16 protein-coding genes and 1 riboswitch are annotated in these 15,622 nt (G+C 73.2%); of the genes, 15 read left to right on the plus strand and 1 reads right to left on the minus strand.

Annotated elements, in window-relative coordinates; all coding sequences use genetic code 11:
* Positions 1-271 precede the first annotated feature (271 nt).
* The 3 genes from ABEB07_RS12420 to ABEB07_RS12430 all read left to right on the plus strand — a co-directional run bounded on the left by ABEB07_RS12420 (position 272) and on the right by ABEB07_RS12430 (position 1,995).
* Positions 272-511, plus strand: a complete 240-nt coding sequence (locus tag ABEB07_RS12420; protein ID WP_345668372.1) for a hypothetical protein — start codon at positions 272-274, stop codon at positions 509-511.
* A 129-nt stretch (positions 512-640) separates the two neighbouring features.
* Positions 641-988, plus strand: coding sequence for a GntR family transcriptional regulator (locus tag ABEB07_RS12425; RefSeq protein ID WP_345668373.1), 348 nt, complete (start codon positions 641-643; stop codon positions 986-988).
* Positions 985-1,995 carry a DUF1648 domain-containing protein gene (locus tag ABEB07_RS12430; protein ID WP_345668374.1) on the plus strand — a complete coding sequence of 337 codons (1,011 nt, stop codon included), beginning with the start codon at positions 985-987 and terminating at the stop codon, positions 1,993-1,995. Before ABEB07_RS12425 ends, ABEB07_RS12430 begins: the two co-directional genes overlap by 4 nt.
* Before the next feature lie 147 nt (positions 1,996-2,142).
* On the opposite strand, the gene ABEB07_RS12435 is transcribed toward ABEB07_RS12430, so the two are convergent.
* Positions 2,143-2,619, minus strand: a complete 477-nt coding sequence (locus ABEB07_RS12435; RefSeq protein WP_345668375.1) for a Pycsar system effector family protein — start codon at positions 2,617-2,619, stop codon at positions 2,143-2,145.
* A gap of 223 nt (positions 2,620-2,842) precedes the next feature.
* Between ABEB07_RS12435 and ABEB07_RS12440 the strand changes: the two genes are divergently transcribed.
* The 12 genes from ABEB07_RS12440 to ABEB07_RS12495 all read left to right on the plus strand — a co-directional run bounded on the left by ABEB07_RS12440 (position 2,843) and on the right by ABEB07_RS12495 (position 15,579).
* A complete protein-coding gene (locus ABEB07_RS12440; protein WP_425588990.1) occupies positions 2,843-4,282 on the plus strand; it encodes a glycoside hydrolase family 76 protein in 1,440 nt (479 codons plus the stop codon).
* A gap of 496 nt (positions 4,283-4,778) precedes the next feature.
* Positions 4,779-5,894: an acyl-CoA dehydrogenase family protein gene (locus ABEB07_RS12445; RefSeq protein WP_345668376.1), complete on the plus strand. Its 1,116-nt coding sequence runs from the start codon at positions 4,779-4,781 to the stop codon at positions 5,892-5,894.
* Entirely contained in the window at positions 5,891-6,721 is an 831-nt protein-coding gene (locus tag ABEB07_RS12450) for a PIG-L deacetylase family protein (protein ID WP_345668377.1), read from the plus strand. The genes ABEB07_RS12445 and ABEB07_RS12450 overlap by 4 nt, the downstream gene beginning before the upstream one ends.
* Positions 6,718-7,344: an SAM-dependent methyltransferase gene (locus tag ABEB07_RS12455; RefSeq protein ID WP_345668378.1), complete on the plus strand. Its 627-nt coding sequence runs from the start codon at positions 6,718-6,720 to the stop codon at positions 7,342-7,344. Before ABEB07_RS12450 ends, ABEB07_RS12455 begins: the two co-directional genes overlap by 4 nt.
* Positions 7,341-8,051: a glycosyltransferase family 2 protein gene (locus tag ABEB07_RS12460; protein ID WP_345668379.1), complete on the plus strand. Its 711-nt coding sequence runs from the start codon at positions 7,341-7,343 to the stop codon at positions 8,049-8,051. The genes ABEB07_RS12455 and ABEB07_RS12460 overlap by 4 nt, the downstream gene beginning before the upstream one ends.
* 36 nt (positions 8,052-8,087) lie before the next feature.
* On the plus strand, positions 8,088-8,642 hold the full coding sequence (locus ABEB07_RS12465) for a GNAT family N-acetyltransferase (RefSeq protein ID WP_345668380.1): 555 nt from the start codon (positions 8,088-8,090) through the stop codon (positions 8,640-8,642).
* 78 nt (positions 8,643-8,720) lie between these two features.
* Complete coding sequence (locus ABEB07_RS12470) at positions 8,721-9,653, plus strand: nucleotide exchange factor GrpE (RefSeq protein ID WP_345668381.1); 933 nt, start codon at positions 8,721-8,723, stop codon at positions 9,651-9,653.
* 150 nt (positions 9,654-9,803) lie between these two features.
* Positions 9,804-9,977: riboswitch (cobalamin riboswitch) on the plus strand.
* 190 nt (positions 9,978-10,167) lie between these two features.
* Positions 10,168-11,691, plus strand: coding sequence for a CoA-acylating methylmalonate-semialdehyde dehydrogenase (locus ABEB07_RS12475; protein ID WP_345668382.1), 1,524 nt, complete (start codon positions 10,168-10,170; stop codon positions 11,689-11,691).
* 6 nt (positions 11,692-11,697) lie between these two features.
* Positions 11,698-12,846 (plus strand): acyl-CoA dehydrogenase family protein, encoded by a 1,149-nt coding sequence (locus ABEB07_RS12480; RefSeq protein WP_345668383.1) that lies wholly within the window; start codon positions 11,698-11,700, stop codon positions 12,844-12,846.
* Positions 12,843-13,910 (plus strand): enoyl-CoA hydratase/isomerase family protein, encoded by a 1,068-nt coding sequence (locus ABEB07_RS12485; RefSeq protein ID WP_345668384.1) that lies wholly within the window; start codon positions 12,843-12,845, stop codon positions 13,908-13,910. Before ABEB07_RS12480 ends, ABEB07_RS12485 begins: the two co-directional genes overlap by 4 nt.
* Positions 13,907-14,803 carry a 3-hydroxyisobutyrate dehydrogenase gene (mmsB, locus tag ABEB07_RS12490; RefSeq protein WP_345668385.1) on the plus strand — a complete coding sequence of 299 codons (897 nt, stop codon included), beginning with the start codon at positions 13,907-13,909 and terminating at the stop codon, positions 14,801-14,803. Before ABEB07_RS12485 ends, mmsB begins: the two co-directional genes overlap by 4 nt.
* Entirely contained in the window at positions 14,800-15,579 is a 780-nt protein-coding gene (locus tag ABEB07_RS12495; protein ID WP_345668386.1) for an enoyl-CoA hydratase, read from the plus strand. Before mmsB ends, ABEB07_RS12495 begins: the two co-directional genes overlap by 4 nt.
* Positions 15,580-15,622 lie beyond the last annotated feature (43 nt).

Raw genomic sequence — 15,622 nt, forward strand, 5'->3', positions numbered from 1 at the left:
CGCGAGGGCGCCTTCCGGGACGGTTCGTCGGTGGTACTGCGAGGGGACGAACAGGCGGCGACGGGCGCGTGGGCGCGGGCCAGGATCGTGGTCCGCGACTTTCCCGTGGTGCTGCTGCGGCTGAGCAGGTCCGGCGGCGCGTGCACCGGTGAGTGCTCCACGGACGGCGGGGCCACGTGGCGGGACGCCGAGTTCAGCGGCTGGGTGCTCACGCAGGCGGCGGGCCGGCTCCTCGTTGAATCCGTGGTGCGGAACGGGGAATGCGCCGTTGATGAGGCGCTGGTGGAAGTGGGTGGGTGCTCCGGTCGTCCTGGGCGTCGTCGTGGGCACCGTCGTGACCCTGATCGCCGACAGGGCGTGGAGCTCCGAGCTGTTGTCCCGCTGTCTGACGTTCTCGATCGGCTACCTGCTGATCGGGCCGGTGGTTGCCCTTTCGCGGCGTTACGCCGAACGACGGGATCGACAGCACAGGCGGGACGTCGAGGAGGCGCGGAGCGAGCGCCGCGAGTGATTGGCGGCGGTCTGCGCGGATCGACGGATGAACGCGAGATCCGCAGGGCCGCCGGACCGGGCCACCAGGCCGTAGGGGCGCTTCCCCACGCTCGAAGCCCACACTGATGGTGCTATCTTCATTGGCACCATGCTGCTGCGTCTGGACAAGAGAGACACCCGGCCCCTGCACGAGCAGGTGGCGGGTGCGATCCGTCGCGCGATCGCCGAGGGGGAGTGTCTGCCGGGGGAGCGCCTGCCGTCGGCGCGTGACCTCTCGCAGGTACTCGACGTCAACGTAAACACGGTCCTGCGCGGTCTGCGCGCCCTCAGGGACGACGGGCTGCTGGAGTTCCGCAGGGGCCGGGGAGTGACCGTGGCCGGTGGCGCCGATCAGCGGTCGGGCCTGGTGGAGCGAGTGCACGCTCTGGTGAGCGACGCCGCCCGGCTGGGCTACAGCAGGACCGAACTCATCGAGATGATCAGGGGGCTGCCGTGAACGACCGCAGAGCTTCCCGCCGCGGAGCACGCTGGGGCGGCGGCGTGGTGTGGTCGGTGGGTACCGCCGCCTTGATCGCCGCGCTGCCGTGGGCCGCGAGCGGACGGCTGCCGGACCGGCTGGCCACCCACTGGACGCTCCAGGGCGGCGCCCCCGACGGTTCGATGCCGCTGTGGGCGGCGTCCGTCTTCCCCGCCGCCATATGGCTGTTCCTGGCCGCCGTCGTCCTGCTGACGCTGCGCCGTGGCGCCGACGCCGCCCACGCGCCGGGGGAGCCGTGGGCATCGACCTCGCTGCTGGCGGGGGGCACGCTGCTGGCCGGCGCGCAGGCGGCAGTAGTCCGGGCGAACCTCGACCGCGCGGACTGGCACGATGCACGGCAGCCCACCCCGTGGCTCGTAGCCATACTGGGGGCCACGGCGATCGCGGGCGTCACCGGATGGCTGGTGAGCAGCCGCAGAAGGCGGACAGCCACGCCCGCCGCGAAGGAAGTCCCGCAGAGTCCGCTTCTGCGGATACCCGAGGGCCAGCGCATGGTGTGGCTCTCCCGGACGGCCAACCCCTGGCTCCAGGCGCTGGCCGCGGCGACCGGTCTGGTGGCCGTGGCAGCGGCGGTCGCGCTCGTCAGCGGACTCGTCGAACAGGGGCCGGGCTGGGCGCTGTTCACCCCCTTCGCGCTTGCCTCCCTCGCGGTCGCCGGCTGCGCGGCGGTACAGGCCCGGGTGTCAGAGCGGGGCTTGGAGGTGGCGTTCGGCCCGTTCGGCTGGCCCGTGCGTCGCTGGGACGCGGCGGACATCGAGTCCGCCCGCACGGAGGACCGCACCCCCGCGCAAGTGGGCGGCTGGGGATACCGGATCAGCGGCCTGGGCAGCACGGTCATGCTGCGCGGCGGCCCGTGCCTCGTAGTCCGCGTGAGGGGCAAGGGCCAGGACTTCGCCGTCAGCGTGGACGACGCGGAGCGCGGCGCGGCTCTCCTCAACGCCCTGAGCACACCCCGATCGCGGTGAAGACACCACCCGCGCCCGGAGGCGCCCGTCCAGGCCCGACCGACAGCCGCCGGCCGGTCAACAGGCGGCGACAGACCGCCAGGATGTCGTCCCCCTCCGTCGGCGGTGATGCGCGCGGACCGTGAAGTCCTGCTCCACGAGCCTGCTCTAGACGAACAGACTCAGCAGCGCGGCAGCGGCCACGAGGCTGACGCCGGCAAGGATGAGGTTCACCGCACGTCGCAACATCTGGAACTTGGCGCTCACCACCCGCGACAGAGAGACGACCGTCTCCGCCCGTCTCTCCACGGCTATATGGGCGCGCAACTCGTCGGCGTCCATCGCCCTCCAGTGCGACCACCCCGACGAGGCGCCGGCACGGTCGAGGGGATTCAGACGGACAGCGATGAGCAAAGTGAGAGTGGCGAGCAGGAGGCAAACCGCGCCGGCCGCTCCGGTGGCCAAGACGGCAACGGGCCGGTCACCGTCAAGGTTCGTCGCGACGAATCCCAGGCCGACGCTGTTGATGGCGAGGAGGATGCTCGCCTTGGTCTCCCCGAGGACGAGTTCGCTCGCGGCTGTCCTGAGGGCATAGTCCAGGTTTTCGGACAACAAGTCCGAGGCGTCACGCTGTGGCCGGCTCATCGGCACTCCTCTTGTTGTGCCTAAGACATCGCCAAGTCGCCGTTCGGTTGCGCTCTGTTGAACTCGGCGATCGGCTCACCGTCGCCAAGGGCCGTTCTCCGCCCGACCGCCCGGACGCCACAAGCATTGACGGCGTCCGGGCGGCTGGCTACCGTCCCGTGAAAGCGCTCTCCGGTGCTCGGCGGGGTACCCCACGCCCCCGGCAAGGTTGAGGAGTCCTTCCATGCGCGTGCAGAGTTCCCTGCCGGCCGTGGCTCTGGCGGTGGCGTTGACAACGATGTCCATCGGCACCGCCGACGGTGCCGCGGCGCCCGCCGCCGACGCGGCCGTCTGCAACAAGTTCTGCGACACCCGCGACCCGGCGCTGAGCACCCAGGACCGGCAGCCCGTGAGCGCCGCTCTCCAGTCCCGCACGATCGTGCTGCACTTCGACGACGCCGATGCCATGGGCTGGGCGTCCATCGAGAAGGGAGCGGCCGGCGACCAGGTCTGGCTGGACCGCTCGATGGACGGCGGCCGCACCTGGACCGGCGGCAGCAAGCTCGGCGGCACCAGCGTGCCGGCCGGCGGCAGCGGCTGGCGCACGCTCATGTACAACGTTGACGACTGGAACAACGAGGGCGTCGGCGCGCTGCGCGCCTGCGGCCAGGTCGCCGGCAGCATCGCGTGCACGCCCTGGGCGCGGACCACCTGGAACGCCGGCGACCGGCGGACCGCGGTGGCCACCGCCTTGATGATGTCGTACGACCGCACCACCAAGCTCTTCGGCGGGAACGGCTGGTGGACCGCCGCCAACGCGCTGACGGCGATCATCGACAACGCCCGGGTCAGCGGCATGGGCAGCTACAAGTACGCGATCGCCGAGACGTACGACAAGAACCTCGGCGCGCAGGGCGGCTCGTTCACCAACGAGTACCTGGACGACACCGGTTGGTGGGGTCTGGCCTGGGTGGACGCGTACGACAGCACCGGGGACAGCCGCTACCTCAGCACCGCCCGCGCGGACGCCGACCACATGTACGCGAACTGGAACTCCGCCTGCGGCGGCGGCGTGCGCTGGAACACCGACGGAAACTACAAGAACGCGATCACCAACGAGCTGTTCCTGTGGCTGACTTCGGCACTGCACAACCGCATCCCCGGGGACACGGCGTACCTGAACGAGGCGAAGAACGAGTGGGCCTGGTTCCAGCAGAGCGGCATGATCAACGGCGACCACCTGATCAACGACGGGCTGAGCGACTCCTGCGCCAACAACGGCCAGCCCACCTGGACGTACAACCAGGGCGTCGTCCTCGGCGGGCTGACCGAGCTGTACAAGGCGACCGGCGACGCGAGCCTGCCCGCTGCCGCGCGCACCCTGGCGGACGCCTCCACCGTCAGGCTCCAGTCGGGCGGCGTGCTGCGCGAGCCCGGCGAGAGCGACTCCTGCACCGGCGACGGCCCCACCTTCAAGGGCGCCTACGTCCGCGGCCTGGGCAAGCTCAACTCCCAACTCGGCGACCACCCTTACACGTCGACGCTCAGCAGGTGGGCGAACGCCGCGTACACCAGCGACCGCAACGCCCTCGACCAGTACGGCCCGCACTGGGCCGGCGGCGGCGGGTCCACCGACTACGGCTGCCAGCAGAGCGTGCTCGACCTCCTCAACGCGGCCGGCTGACCCGGCCGGCCGAGAAGCCGCACCGGACTTGGACCGCCGCGGCGCGAAGTCGCCTCGACGACGATCTCGGGTCCAGCTTCGGGGCGAGCGCATCGACGCGCCCGCCCCACCACTCCCGCCGGCGTGCCATCGGCGACAGCACCGGACGGTGGCCGACCGGGGCCCGGGGCCTGGACCGTACGGCACATCCCGCGCCCCCGCTCTTCTCCTCCTCATCGGCCTCGCCGTCACGGCCGTGCTCGTCTCGTAAGGACACCTACACGCACGCCCCGGCAGCGCACGTGTGTCAAACCTTCGCCTCGGCCGTCGCAGCTCGTGGGTGTACGGCGGTGATCTGCGGGAACTGAGAAGCGCGGGCCCGCACGAGCGGGATGGGCCGACGACGGACGAGGCCGTCGGTCCGACTGCGGCCGCGGGCCCCGCACACGTTCGACCGCCGTACATGTTCGGCCTGCCGCGCAGTCGGCGGGCACTCACCGGATCAGGAGCGTCACCGATGCACGATGTGTCCCCGCCGCCGACGAGCGCCGACCCCCGCGCACGCGGCGCGGGGCAGGGCGACGATGTTCCGCGTGCCGAGGACGCCGAGCGCTTCGCCGCCTCCCGGAACCGCGCCGCGGCGGCCTTCGTCCGGTACGCCGACGCGCTGGCCGAGGGCGCCGTCGACTGCCCGCTGCCCGGCGCCGGCCGCACCGTCGCCCGGTTCGAGGCGCTGACCGCCGTCGCCCGGGAGGATCTGTGCGCGGCCCGGCTGGTGGAGGGCCACCTCGACGCCGTGGCGATTCTCGCCGAGCTGGCGGGCGAGCCCGTCCGTCCCGGGCAATACTGGGGCGTGTGGGCCGCCGAGCCACCAGGCTCGGGCCTGACCGCCACCCGGGTCGGAGGCGGCTGGTTCCTCAACGGCCTCAAGCGGTACTGCTCCGGGGCGCACAGCTGCACGCACGCCCTGGTCACCGCCCGAGCCGAGGACGGGCCACGGCTGTTCGCGGTCCGCACCGGCCTGCCGGACGGCCCGCCCGGGGCGGCGGAGGACGGTCACCGACCGCACACCGGGTGTCGGCCGGTCCCGGGCACCTGGGAGGCCGTCGGCATGGCCGGCAGCGACAGCCCCGACGTCCGCTTCACCGACGTGCCGGCCACCGCGGTCGGCGGAGTGGACGGGTATCTGCGCCGGCCCGGCTTCCACCACGGCGGGGTGGGCGTCGCCGCCTGCTGGTACGGCGGCGCGCAGGCGGTGGCGCGGGTCCTGTTCGACCGGGCCGGGCGGAGCGGCGATCCGTTCACCGACGCACACGTCGGCGCCGTCGACCTGCGGCTGCACGCGGCGGAGACGGTACTGCGCCGGGCGGCCTCGGACATCGACGCCGACCCGCTGGACGAGTCGGGCACGGCCGGGCTCCGCGCCCTGCGCGTGCGGTCGCTGGTGGCCGAGGCGTGCGCCGGGGTGCTGGACCACGTGGGACGGGCGACCGGGGCCGGGCCGTTGTGCCACGACGAACGGCACGCCCGTGCCACCGCCGACCTCGCCGTCTACCTGCGTCAGCATCACGCCGAACGGGACCTGGCCGCCCTCGGCGCGCAGGTGGCACGCGGCGCGGGTGAGGGCCGATGACCGTCTCAGGAAGCACCACGGACGGGCGGCGCCCCGGGCAGCACACCGGCTCGGCGCGCGACACCGGGCCGACAGCGCGTGAGACGTACGCCGATCCCATCCAGGCGCCCGGCACCGACGAGGAGTCCTGGCGGGCCTGGGACGGCTGGGCCCGGCTGCCGGAGTACACCCTGCCGACGGCGGGCCGCGTCGTGGTGGTGGCGGCCCATCCCGACGACGAGGTGCTGGGCGTGGGCGGCGCGCTCGCCCGGCTGGCGGAGGCCGGGCTGACGCTGACCGTCGTGTCGGTGACGGACGGCGAGGGCTCACACCCCCGCACCACCCGGCTCACCCCCACCCGGCTCGCGGACGTGCGCGCCCGTGAGCTGCGCGAGGCGCTGACGGAACTGGGCGCGGGCGGGGCCGAGGTGGTGCGGCTGGGACTGCCCGACACCGGCGTCGCCGACCACGAGGACCGGCTCGCGCGCGCACTGGCGGACCTGCTGCCGGGAGCCTCCCTCTGCCTCGCGCCGTGGACCGGCGACGTGCACGCCGACCACGAGGCGGCCGGCCGCGCGGCGCTGGCGGCCGCGCGGACCGCCTCCGTGACCTGCCGGCTGTATCCCGTGTGGATGTGGCACTGGGCGCACCCGGCCGATCCCCGAGTGCCCTGGGAACGCGCCGCCCGGATCCCGCTGCCCCCGGCCGCCCAGGACCGCAAACGTGCCGCGATCGACCGGTTCGCCAGTCAGATCCGACCGCTCGGCCCCGACCCGGAGGACAACGCCGTGCTGCCCCCGCACGAACTGGCCCACCACCTGCGCGGCTGGGAGGTGGTCCTCGGATGAGCGGGCCCGCCACGCCGGACGCGTACTTCGAGGCCATGTACCGGGACGCCCCGGACCCCTGGAGACTGGCGGAGCGCTGGTACGAACGCCGCAAGTACGACCTGACCGTCGCCGCCCTGCCCCTGCCCCGCTATCGGCGGGCCTTCGAACCGGCCTGCTCGGTCGGCGAGTTGACCCACCGCCTGGCGCGGCGGTGCGACTCCGTGCTCGCTTGCGACCGCGTCGGGTCGGCGGTCGAGACGGCCCGGCACCGCACCCGCGACCTGGCACACGTGGAGATCCGCCGGATGCTGCTGCCCGAGCAGTGGCCCGAAGGCTCCTTCGACCTGATCGTCCTGTCCGAGTTCCTCTACTACCTGCACGACACGGCACTCGACCGGCTGCTGGAGCTGGCGGTGCGGTCGCTGGAACCCGACGGCACGCTGGTCACCGTGCACTGGGACCACCCGGTGGCCGAACACCTGACGACCGGCGCCGGCATCGCCCGCCGTGTCGCCGCCCTGCCCGGCCTGGCCCTGCTCGCCGACCACCGCGAGGAGGACTTCGTCCTCCAGATCCACCAGAGGACCGGCCCCGAGGGGCGCCGGCCCTCCTCGGTCGCCGCCCGGGAGGGCCTGGTGTGAGCATCGAGACGGTCGCCGTCGTCATTCCGGCCCACGACGAGGAAGCCCTCCTGCCGGCCGCGTTGGCGGCGGTCGCGGTCGCCGCCGGCCATCCCGACCTCGCCGCCGTCCGGGTCCGCACGGTGGTGGTGGCGGACGCCTGCCGGGACCGCACCGCGCGACTCGCCCGGACCGCCGGAGCGCTGACCGTCGTCACCGACTCCCGCAACCCGGGACGCGCCCGGGACGCCGGTGTCCGGCACGCGCTGGCCCGGTACGCCGGACGCGGGGGCGGCGTCTGGATCGCCACCACCGACGCCGACAGCACCGTGCCGCCCGACTGGCTGGCGTACCAGCTGGCCCGGGCCCGGGAAGGCTGGCAGGCGGTGGTCGGCACCGTCGTCCTGCCGTGCTCCTCGCCGCTGGCCGCGCCCCACCGTGCGCTCTACGAGACGAGCCGCCCCACGGACGGCACCACGTGGCATCACCCGCACGTGCACGGCGCCAACCTGGGTGTGCACGCCGCCGCCTACCTGGACGTCGGCGGCTTCGCACCGTTGGAAACGGGCGAGGACCGCGCGCTGGTCGACGCCCTGGAACACCGGGGCCACCGGGTGCTGCGCACCGCCCTGTGCCCGGTCCTCACCTCACCCCGTCTGCACGCCAGGGCCCGCGACGGCTTCGGCGCCTACCTGGCGGCGATGCCCCGCGCGGCGACCACGAGTTGACCCGTGTTATCGCATCGCGTGATACACCTCCATGTCATGGACGATCTGGTGACCGAGCGGCTCGTGCTGCATCCGATGACCGTCGGCGAAGCCGAGCGAGTGGTGGCGGGCGAGCCGGCCGGCGGCGCCCGATGGGCGTCCGGATACCCCACCGACGGGGACGTGTTCGCCGCCGAGCGCTTCCTGAACGCCTGCGCGAGCACCGGTGCGCCACAGCCGTTCGGCGCCTACGAGATCCGTCGCCGCGAGGACGGCCGGGCGATCGGCGGCCTGGGCTTCCACGGACCCGCGGCCGCCGACGGCAGCGTCGTGATCGGCTACGGCCTCGTCCCGGCGGCCCGAGGCAAGGGCTACGCCTCCGAAGCGCTGCGCGCCCTGCTGCTGTTCGCCCGGTCACGCGGCGTCACCCGCGTGCAGGGCGACGCCGACCACGACAACATCGCCTCCCAGCACGTCATGACGGCAGCCGGCATGCGACCGGCCGGACAGGACGAACGCGTCAGGTACTTCGAGATCACCTGGCCCGGCACGACCGCCGAGGAGGAGCGAAAGGCGGTACCGCCCGGACGCCGTCGGCGTAGGAACGGCTGACCTCACCGGCGCGCGTCCGTCGGGCGACTGCCCCCGGCCACCGAGCCGGTCCGCCCTGGATGCCGCTACCCTGCCCGGATGGATGAGGAGCGGCAACCGGTGATGGATGAGGAGCGGCAACCGGTCGACGCCTACGAGCTCTTCGTGGCGCTGCGGGACCACGGAAGCGCCCCGGATGCCTTCGAGACGGTGGTGACGCCGTGGCTCGCACGCGCCTCGCCCGGCTATCCGGCTCGGCTGGCGAAGGCCGCGCAGTGCCTGTGCGATGACGGCTTCGACGGGCCGGCGACTCTCCGCGAGGACATGAGCTGGGAGTTGTACGCCCTCAGCCGGGTCAGCGACGTGCTGCTGCTGGCCCAGCAGCCGCCTTACGAGGCGGGAGGCGAGGTGCCTTGGGCCCACCGGCTGCACCCGCTCGATCAGTGGCCGGCGCTCGGCCTGGAGCAATACCTGCGCCTGTTCGCCCGGTTGGGGCTGGTGGCGTTCGAGGAGACGGGCACGTTCGACCCCTTCCTGCACGAGATCGTGGAGGTCGAGCAGGCGGCGGACCCCAAGGAGCCCGTGCGCGTCACGGAGGTGGTCTGGCCCGGTCTGTGGCTGGGGCCGCTGCTGTTCAGCCGTGCGGGAGTGCGTGTCCGGGCCGGTGCGCGGCACGCGGAGCGCGGCGTGGCCGACCGCTCCCCGCTCTACTGGACCTTCCTGCGCCGCCACCGGCCGACGGTGGACGAGTCCCACGGATGGGGCCACAACTCACAGTGGCGCACCGGCTTTCGCCTGGACCTGCGGACGCAGGCGGGCAGACGCGTCAACGCGGACGGACACCAGGACATCGACGACGCCGAAGGGAGCCTCGGCCCCAACGAGGCGCTGCTGACGCCGGCCGAGCGCCGTGAACTGGTGCGCCATCGCTGCCTGCTGCGCCCACCCGAGAACGCGGCCGCACTCGCCGCGGACGCCTCCTGGGAGGCGGACCTCTACCCGTTCGACTGGCGGCTCCCTGCCTCCGAGTAATCCGGTCGCGCGCCCCGCCGACCCCGCGCCGCGTCTCCGGCCGACCGCACACGGCCGCCGCCCTCTCGGCTCTCCCGCAGGCGCGGGGCGAGTGCGGTCATCCACAACGCCGCCCGCGGGGATGGATTTACTAGGACGCCCAACTATATAGTCGTGACCAAGGCCCGCGGTGCAGGGAAGCCGGTGTGATTCCGGCACGGTCCCGCCACTGTGACCGGGGAGTACGCCGTCGAGCGGTACGCCACTGACGAGCTGGATGTCGGGAAGGCGGACGGCGCGCGCTGATCCGGGAGTCAGGATACCGGCCGCGGGATGTTCCGTGTTTTCCACGAGGATGGAGCTGACACGCATGGCACCGGTGTGTACCCACGACCCTGGTGAGCCCGCCGTCTGACGGGGCTTTCGGCCATACGCGATCTCGTGCCCCCGGCACCCGTCCGTACGCCACCCGTGTGCGGACGCGGGCCCGGGCGCGCCATCCCGGATCCCTCCTTCCTGACGAGAGCAGGCAGTCATGGCCCGCGAGCACGAACGCGCCCCCGTGCGCGAGTTGACGCACTTCATCGGCGGCAAGCACACCCCGGGAACATCGGGAGCCCACGGCGAGGTGTACGACCCCAACACCGGCGAGGTCCAGGCCCTGGTGCCCCTCGCGAACCGCGCGGAGACCGAGGCGGCGATCGCCGACGCCGTCCGGGCCCAGCCGGAGTGGGGCGACTGGAACCCGCAGCGCCGCGCCCGCGTCCTGCTGAGGTTCCTCCAGCTGGTGGAAGGAGAGCGGGACGCGCTGGCCCGGCTGCTGTCCGCCGAGCACGGCAAGACGGTCGCCGACGCGCACGGCGACCTCCAGCGCGGCCTGGAGGTCGTGGAGTTCGCCGCCGGCATCCCGCACCTGCTCAAGGGCGAGTTCACCGACAACGCCGGCACCGGCATCGACGTCCATTCGCTGCGCGCCCCGCTGGGCGTCGTCGCCGGCATCACCCCGTTCAACTTCCCGGCCATGATCCCCCTGTGGAAGGCCGCCCCCGCGCTGGCCTGCGGCAACGCCTTCCTCCTCAAGCCGTCCGAGCGCGACCCTTCGGTACCGCTGCGACTCGCCGAACTCTTCCTGGAGGCGGGTCTGCCGCCCGGCGTCCTGAACGTCGTCAACGGAGGCCGCGAGAGCGTCGACACCCTCCTCGAAGACCCCCGTGTGGCGGCCCTCGGCTTCGTCGGCTCGACTCCGGTCGCCGCGCACGTCTACGCCACCGCCGCCGCCCACGGCAAACGCGCCCAGTGCTTCGGCGGCGCGAAGAACCACATGATCGTGATGCCCGACGCCGACCTCGACCAGGCGGTGGACGCCCTCATCGGCGCCGGATACGGCTCGGCCGGCGAACGCTGCATGGCGATCTCCGTCGCCGTCCCGGTCGGCGAGGAGACCGCCGACGCGCTCGTGGCCCGGCTCAAGGAGCGCATCGGCACGCTGCGCATCGGCCGCGGCGACGACCCCGAGGCCGACTTCGGCCCCCTCGTCGGCCGGGACGCCGTCGACCGGGTCCGCTCCTACGTCGACCTGGGCGTCGAGGAGGGCGCCGAACTCGTCGTGGACGGACGGGACTTCGTACTGCCCGGCCACGAGAGGGGCTTCTTCGCCGGAGCCTCCCTCTTCGACCGGGTGACTCCTTCGATGCGCGTCTACCAGGAGGAGATCTTCGGCCCCGTCCTCTGCGTCGTACGCGCCGCCGACTACGAGGAGGCCCTGCGCCTGCCCAGCGAGCACGCCTACGGCAACGGCGTGGCGATCTTCACCCGGGACGGCGACACCGCCCGCGACTTCACCCGGCGGGTGAACACCGGCATGATCGGCGTCAACGTGCCCATCCCGGTCCCGGTCGCCTATCACACCTTCGGCGGCTGGAAGCGGTCCGGCTTCGGCGACCTCAACCAGCACGGACCGGACGCCGTCCGCTTCTACACCCGCACCAAGACGGTCACCTCGCGCTGGCCCGCAGGACTGCGGGAAGGCGCCAGCTTCACGATCCCCACGATGGGTTGAGCCACGATGACCAGCACCCTGCTCACCGAGGACCAGCAGGCCCTCGTCGAGACCACCCTCGACTTCGCCCAGGACCACCTGGCCCCGCACGCCCTGGACTGGGACCGCGACAAGCACTTCCCGGTGGACGTGCTGCGCAAAGCGGCCGGACTCGGCCTCGGCGGCGTCTACGTCCGCGAGGAGTCCGGCGGCTCCGGACTCAGCCGCGCCGACGGCGTCCTCGTCTTCGAGACCCTGGCCACCGGCTGCCCGGCCATCGCCGGCTACCTCTCCATCCACAACATGGTCGCCTGGATGATCGACCACTACGGCGACGCCGCCCAGCGCGAGCGCCGGCTGCCGCGGCTGTGCGCGATGGACGACCTGGCCAGCTACTGCCTGACCGAACCCGGCGCCGGCTCGGACGCCGCCGCCCTGACCACCCGGGCCGTCCGCGACGGCGAGGAATACGTGCTCACCGGGGTCAAGCAGTTCATCTCCGGCGCGGGCGCCTCCCAGCTGTACGTGGTCATGGCCCGCACCGGCGGCGAGGGCGCCGACGGGGTGTCCGCGTTCCTCGTGGACAAGGACGACGCCGGGCTCTCCTTCGGACCCGACGAACGCAAGATGGGCTGGAACGCGCAGCCCACCCGCCAGGTCGTCCTGGACCGGGTGCGGGTGCCCGCCGACCGGCTCCTGGGCCGCGAGGGGCAGGGCTTCCGGATCGCCATGAACGGCCTGAACGGCGGCCGCCTCGGCATCGCCGCCTGCTCCCTGGGCGGCGCCCGCAGCGCACTGGACCGCAGCCTCGCCCACCTCGCCGACCGGGAGGCGTTCGGGCAGCGGCTGCTGGACGCGCAGGCGCTGCGCTTCCGGCTCGCCGACATGGCGACCGAACTGGCCGCCGCCCGCGCGCTGGTGCGGCAGGCCGCCCAGGCCCTGGACCGCGGTGATCCGCAGGCGGCGTACCTGTGCGCGATGGCGAAGCGGTTCGCCACCGACACCGGATACTCCGTCGCCGACCGGGCGCTCCAACTGCACGGCGGCTACGGCTACCTCAGCGAGTACGGCATCGAGAAGATCGTCCGCGACCTGCGGGTGCACCAGATCCTGGAAGGAACCAACGAAATCATGCGCGTCATCGTGGCCCGCGGTCTGACGGAGGCGTTCGGATGAGCGACGTCGTGCTGCGCACACGGGGCCGCGCCGCCCACATCACCCTCGACCGGCCCAAGGCCCTGAACGCCCTCACCCACGAGATGGTGCGCCGCATCGACGCCGCGCTCGCCCAGTGGGAGCACGATCCGGCCGTGGAGACGGTCGTCGTCAGCGGCGCGGGGGAGCGGGGTCTGTGCGCGGGCGGTGACATCCGTGCCATCCACGACGACGCCCGTTATGGCGACGGTTCGGCGGCCGAGGCGTTCTGGCGCGACGAGTACCGGCTCAACGCCCGGATCGCCCGCTACCCCAAGCCGTACGTCGCCCTCATGGACGGCATCGTGATGGGCGGCGGCGTCGGCGTCTCCGCGCACGGCAGCGTCCGGATCGTCACCGAGCGCTCCCGGATCGCCATGCCCGAGACCGGCATCGGCTTCGTCCCGGACGTCGGCGGCACCCACCTGCTGGCCCTCGCCCCGGGCGAACTGGGCACCCACCTCGCCCTGACCGGCGCGCGGATCGGCGCCGACGACGCCCTGCTGTGCGGCCTCGCCGACCACTACATCCCCTCCTCCCACCTCACCGACCTCCTCACCGACCTCGCCGACCTGCCCGTGCACGACGCCCTGGAACGCCACGTACAACAGCCCGCGGAAGGCGAGTTGGCCGCCCGGCGGGAGTGGATCGACACCTGCTACGCCGCCGACACCGTCGAGGAGATCGTCGACCGGCTCCTCGCCCGGGGCGGTCCGGCCGCCGAGGAGGCCGCCGAGACCCTGCTCGCCAAGTCCCCGACCGCCCTCAAGGTCACCCTGGCGGCGCTGCGCCGGGCCCGCCGCCTCGGTCCGCTGGAGCGGGTCCTCGACCAGGAGTACCGCGTCTCCCGCGCCTGCCTGCGCGGCCCCGACCTGGTGGAGGGCATCCGCGCCCAGGTCATCGACAAGGACCGCGACCCGCACTGGTCGCCGCGGACCCTTGCCGAGGTCACGGAGGCCGACGTCGCACGCTTCTTCCTCCCCCTGGGCGAGCGCGAACTCGGGCTCGCCGCCGGAGCCGACACCACCGAGGAGGTGGTCTGGTGAGCCGGACCGTCGCGTTCGTCGGACTGGGACACATGGGCGGCCCGATGGCCGCCAACCTGGCCAAGGCCGGGCACCGGGTGCTCGGGCACGATCTGGCGCCCTCGGCCGTCGAGGCCGCCGCCGAGACCGGCGTCCAGCCCGTCGCGTCCGCGGCCGGGGCCGTCGCCGCGGCCGACGTGGTCCTCACCATGCTCCCCGCCGGCCGGCACGTCCTCGGCCTCTACGACGACGTCCTCGCCGCCGCCCGCCCCGGCACCCTCTTCGTGGACTGCTCCACCATCGACGTCGCGGACGCCCGCGCCGCCCACGAGCGGGCCGCCGCCGCGGGGATGCGCTCCCTGGACGCGCCCGTGTCCGGCGGGGTGGCCGGCGCGGAGGCGGGCACGCTCACCTTCATGGCGGGCGGGGGCGAGACGGAGTTCGCCGAGGCCCGGCCGCTCCTCGCGGTCATGGGCAAGAAGGCCGTGCACTGCGGCGGCGCGGGCGCCGGGCAGGCCGCCAAGATCTGCAACAACATGATCCTCGGCGTCTCGATGATCGCCGTCAGCGAGGCGTTCGTCCTCGGCGAGAAGCTGGGCCTGTCCCACCAGGCGCTGTACGACGTGGCCGCCACGGCGTCCGGCCAGTGCTGGGCGCTGAGCGTCAACTGCCCCGTCCCCGGCCCCGTTCCGGCCAGCCCCGCCAACCGCGACTACCGTCCCGGATTCGCCGCCGCCCTGATGGCCAAGGACCTGGGCCTGGCCGCCGACGCCGCCCGCGAGGGCGGCGTGCACGCGGAACTCGGGCTCCACGCGGCCGAGTTGTACGCGGCCTACGCCGAACAGGTCGGTGACTCGGAGGACTTCTCCGGCATCGTACGGACCATCAGGAACCGGAGCGGAGAAGCCACGTGAGCACGGACTACGAAACCATTCGCATCGAACGCAAGGGCCGCACCGCCCTGCTCACCCTCCACCGGCCCGAGGCGCTCAACGCGCTCAACCTCCAGGTGATGAACGAGGTCGTCGCCGCCACCGAGGCCCTCGACCGCGACCCGGAGTGCGGCTGCGTCGTGATCACCGGCTCGGAGAAGGCGTTCGCGGCCGGCGCCGACATCAAGGAGATGCGCCCGCACGACTACCTGGACATGTACCTCGCCGACTGGTTCGCCGCCTGGGACCGGCTCGGTCAGCTGCGCACACCCACCGTCGCCGCCGTCGCCGGCTACGCCCTCGGCGGCGGCTGCGAGTTGGCCATGCTCTGCGACATCCTGCTCGCCGCCGACACCGCCGTCTTCGGCCAGCCGGAGATCAAGCTCGGGGTGATCCCCGGCATCGGCGGCTCCCAGCGGCTGACCCGGGCCGTCGGCAAGGCCAAAGCCATGGAGATGTGCCTGACCGGGCGCACCATGGACGCCGCCGAGGCCGAGCGTGCCGGACTCGTCTCGCGGGTGGTGCCCGCCGACGAGCTGCTCGGCGAGGCGCTGGCGGTCGCCGAAACGGTCGCCGGCATGTCGCTGCCGGTGGCGATGATGGCGAAGGAGGCCGTCGCCCGCGCCTTCGAGACGACGCTGACCGAGGGCGTCCGCTTCGAACGCCGCCTGTTCCACGCCGTGTTCGCCACCGCCGACCAGAAGGAGGGCATGGCGGCCTTCGCCGACAAGCGGCCCCCGGCCTTCCGGCACCGCTGAACCCCGCGGACGACGTGGCCCCGGAACCGTTCCGGGGCCACCC

It is taken from the genome of Streptomyces similanensis (genome assembly GCF_039543625.1).
Lineage (GTDB): Bacteria > Actinomycetota > Actinomycetes > Streptomycetales > Streptomycetaceae > Streptomyces > Streptomyces similanensis.

Bases quoted from the DNA above. Each gene is read 5' to 3' on its own strand.
- ABEB07_RS12420 (WP_345668372.1), top strand. From the start codon at position 272: ATGAGGCGCTGGTGGAAGTGGGTGGGTGCTCCGGTCGTCCTGGGCGTC.
- ABEB07_RS12425 (WP_345668373.1), top strand. From the start codon at position 641: ATGCTGCTGCGTCTGGACAAGAGAGACACCCGGCCCCTGCACGAGCAG.
- ABEB07_RS12435 (WP_345668375.1), bottom strand. From the start codon at position 2,619: ATGAGCCGGCCACAGCGTGACGCCTCGGACTTGTTGTCCGAAAACCTG.
- ABEB07_RS12440 (WP_425588990.1), top strand. From the start codon at position 2,843: ATGCGCGTGCAGAGTTCCCTGCCGGCCGTGGCTCTGGCGGTGGCGTTG.
- ABEB07_RS12445 (WP_345668376.1), top strand. From the start codon at position 4,779: ATGCACGATGTGTCCCCGCCGCCGACGAGCGCCGACCCCCGCGCACGC.
- ABEB07_RS12450 (WP_345668377.1), top strand. From the start codon at position 5,891: ATGACCGTCTCAGGAAGCACCACGGACGGGCGGCGCCCCGGGCAGCAC.
- ABEB07_RS12455 (WP_345668378.1), top strand. From the start codon at position 6,718: ATGAGCGGGCCCGCCACGCCGGACGCGTACTTCGAGGCCATGTACCGG.
- ABEB07_RS12465 (WP_345668380.1), top strand. From the start codon at position 8,088: ATGGACGATCTGGTGACCGAGCGGCTCGTGCTGCATCCGATGACCGTC.
- ABEB07_RS12470 (WP_345668381.1), top strand. From the start codon at position 8,721: ATGGATGAGGAGCGGCAACCGGTGATGGATGAGGAGCGGCAACCGGTC.
- ABEB07_RS12475 (WP_345668382.1), top strand. From the start codon at position 10,168: ATGGCCCGCGAGCACGAACGCGCCCCCGTGCGCGAGTTGACGCACTTC.
- ABEB07_RS12480 (WP_345668383.1), top strand. From the start codon at position 11,698: ATGACCAGCACCCTGCTCACCGAGGACCAGCAGGCCCTCGTCGAGACC.
- ABEB07_RS12485 (WP_345668384.1), top strand. From the start codon at position 12,843: ATGAGCGACGTCGTGCTGCGCACACGGGGCCGCGCCGCCCACATCACC.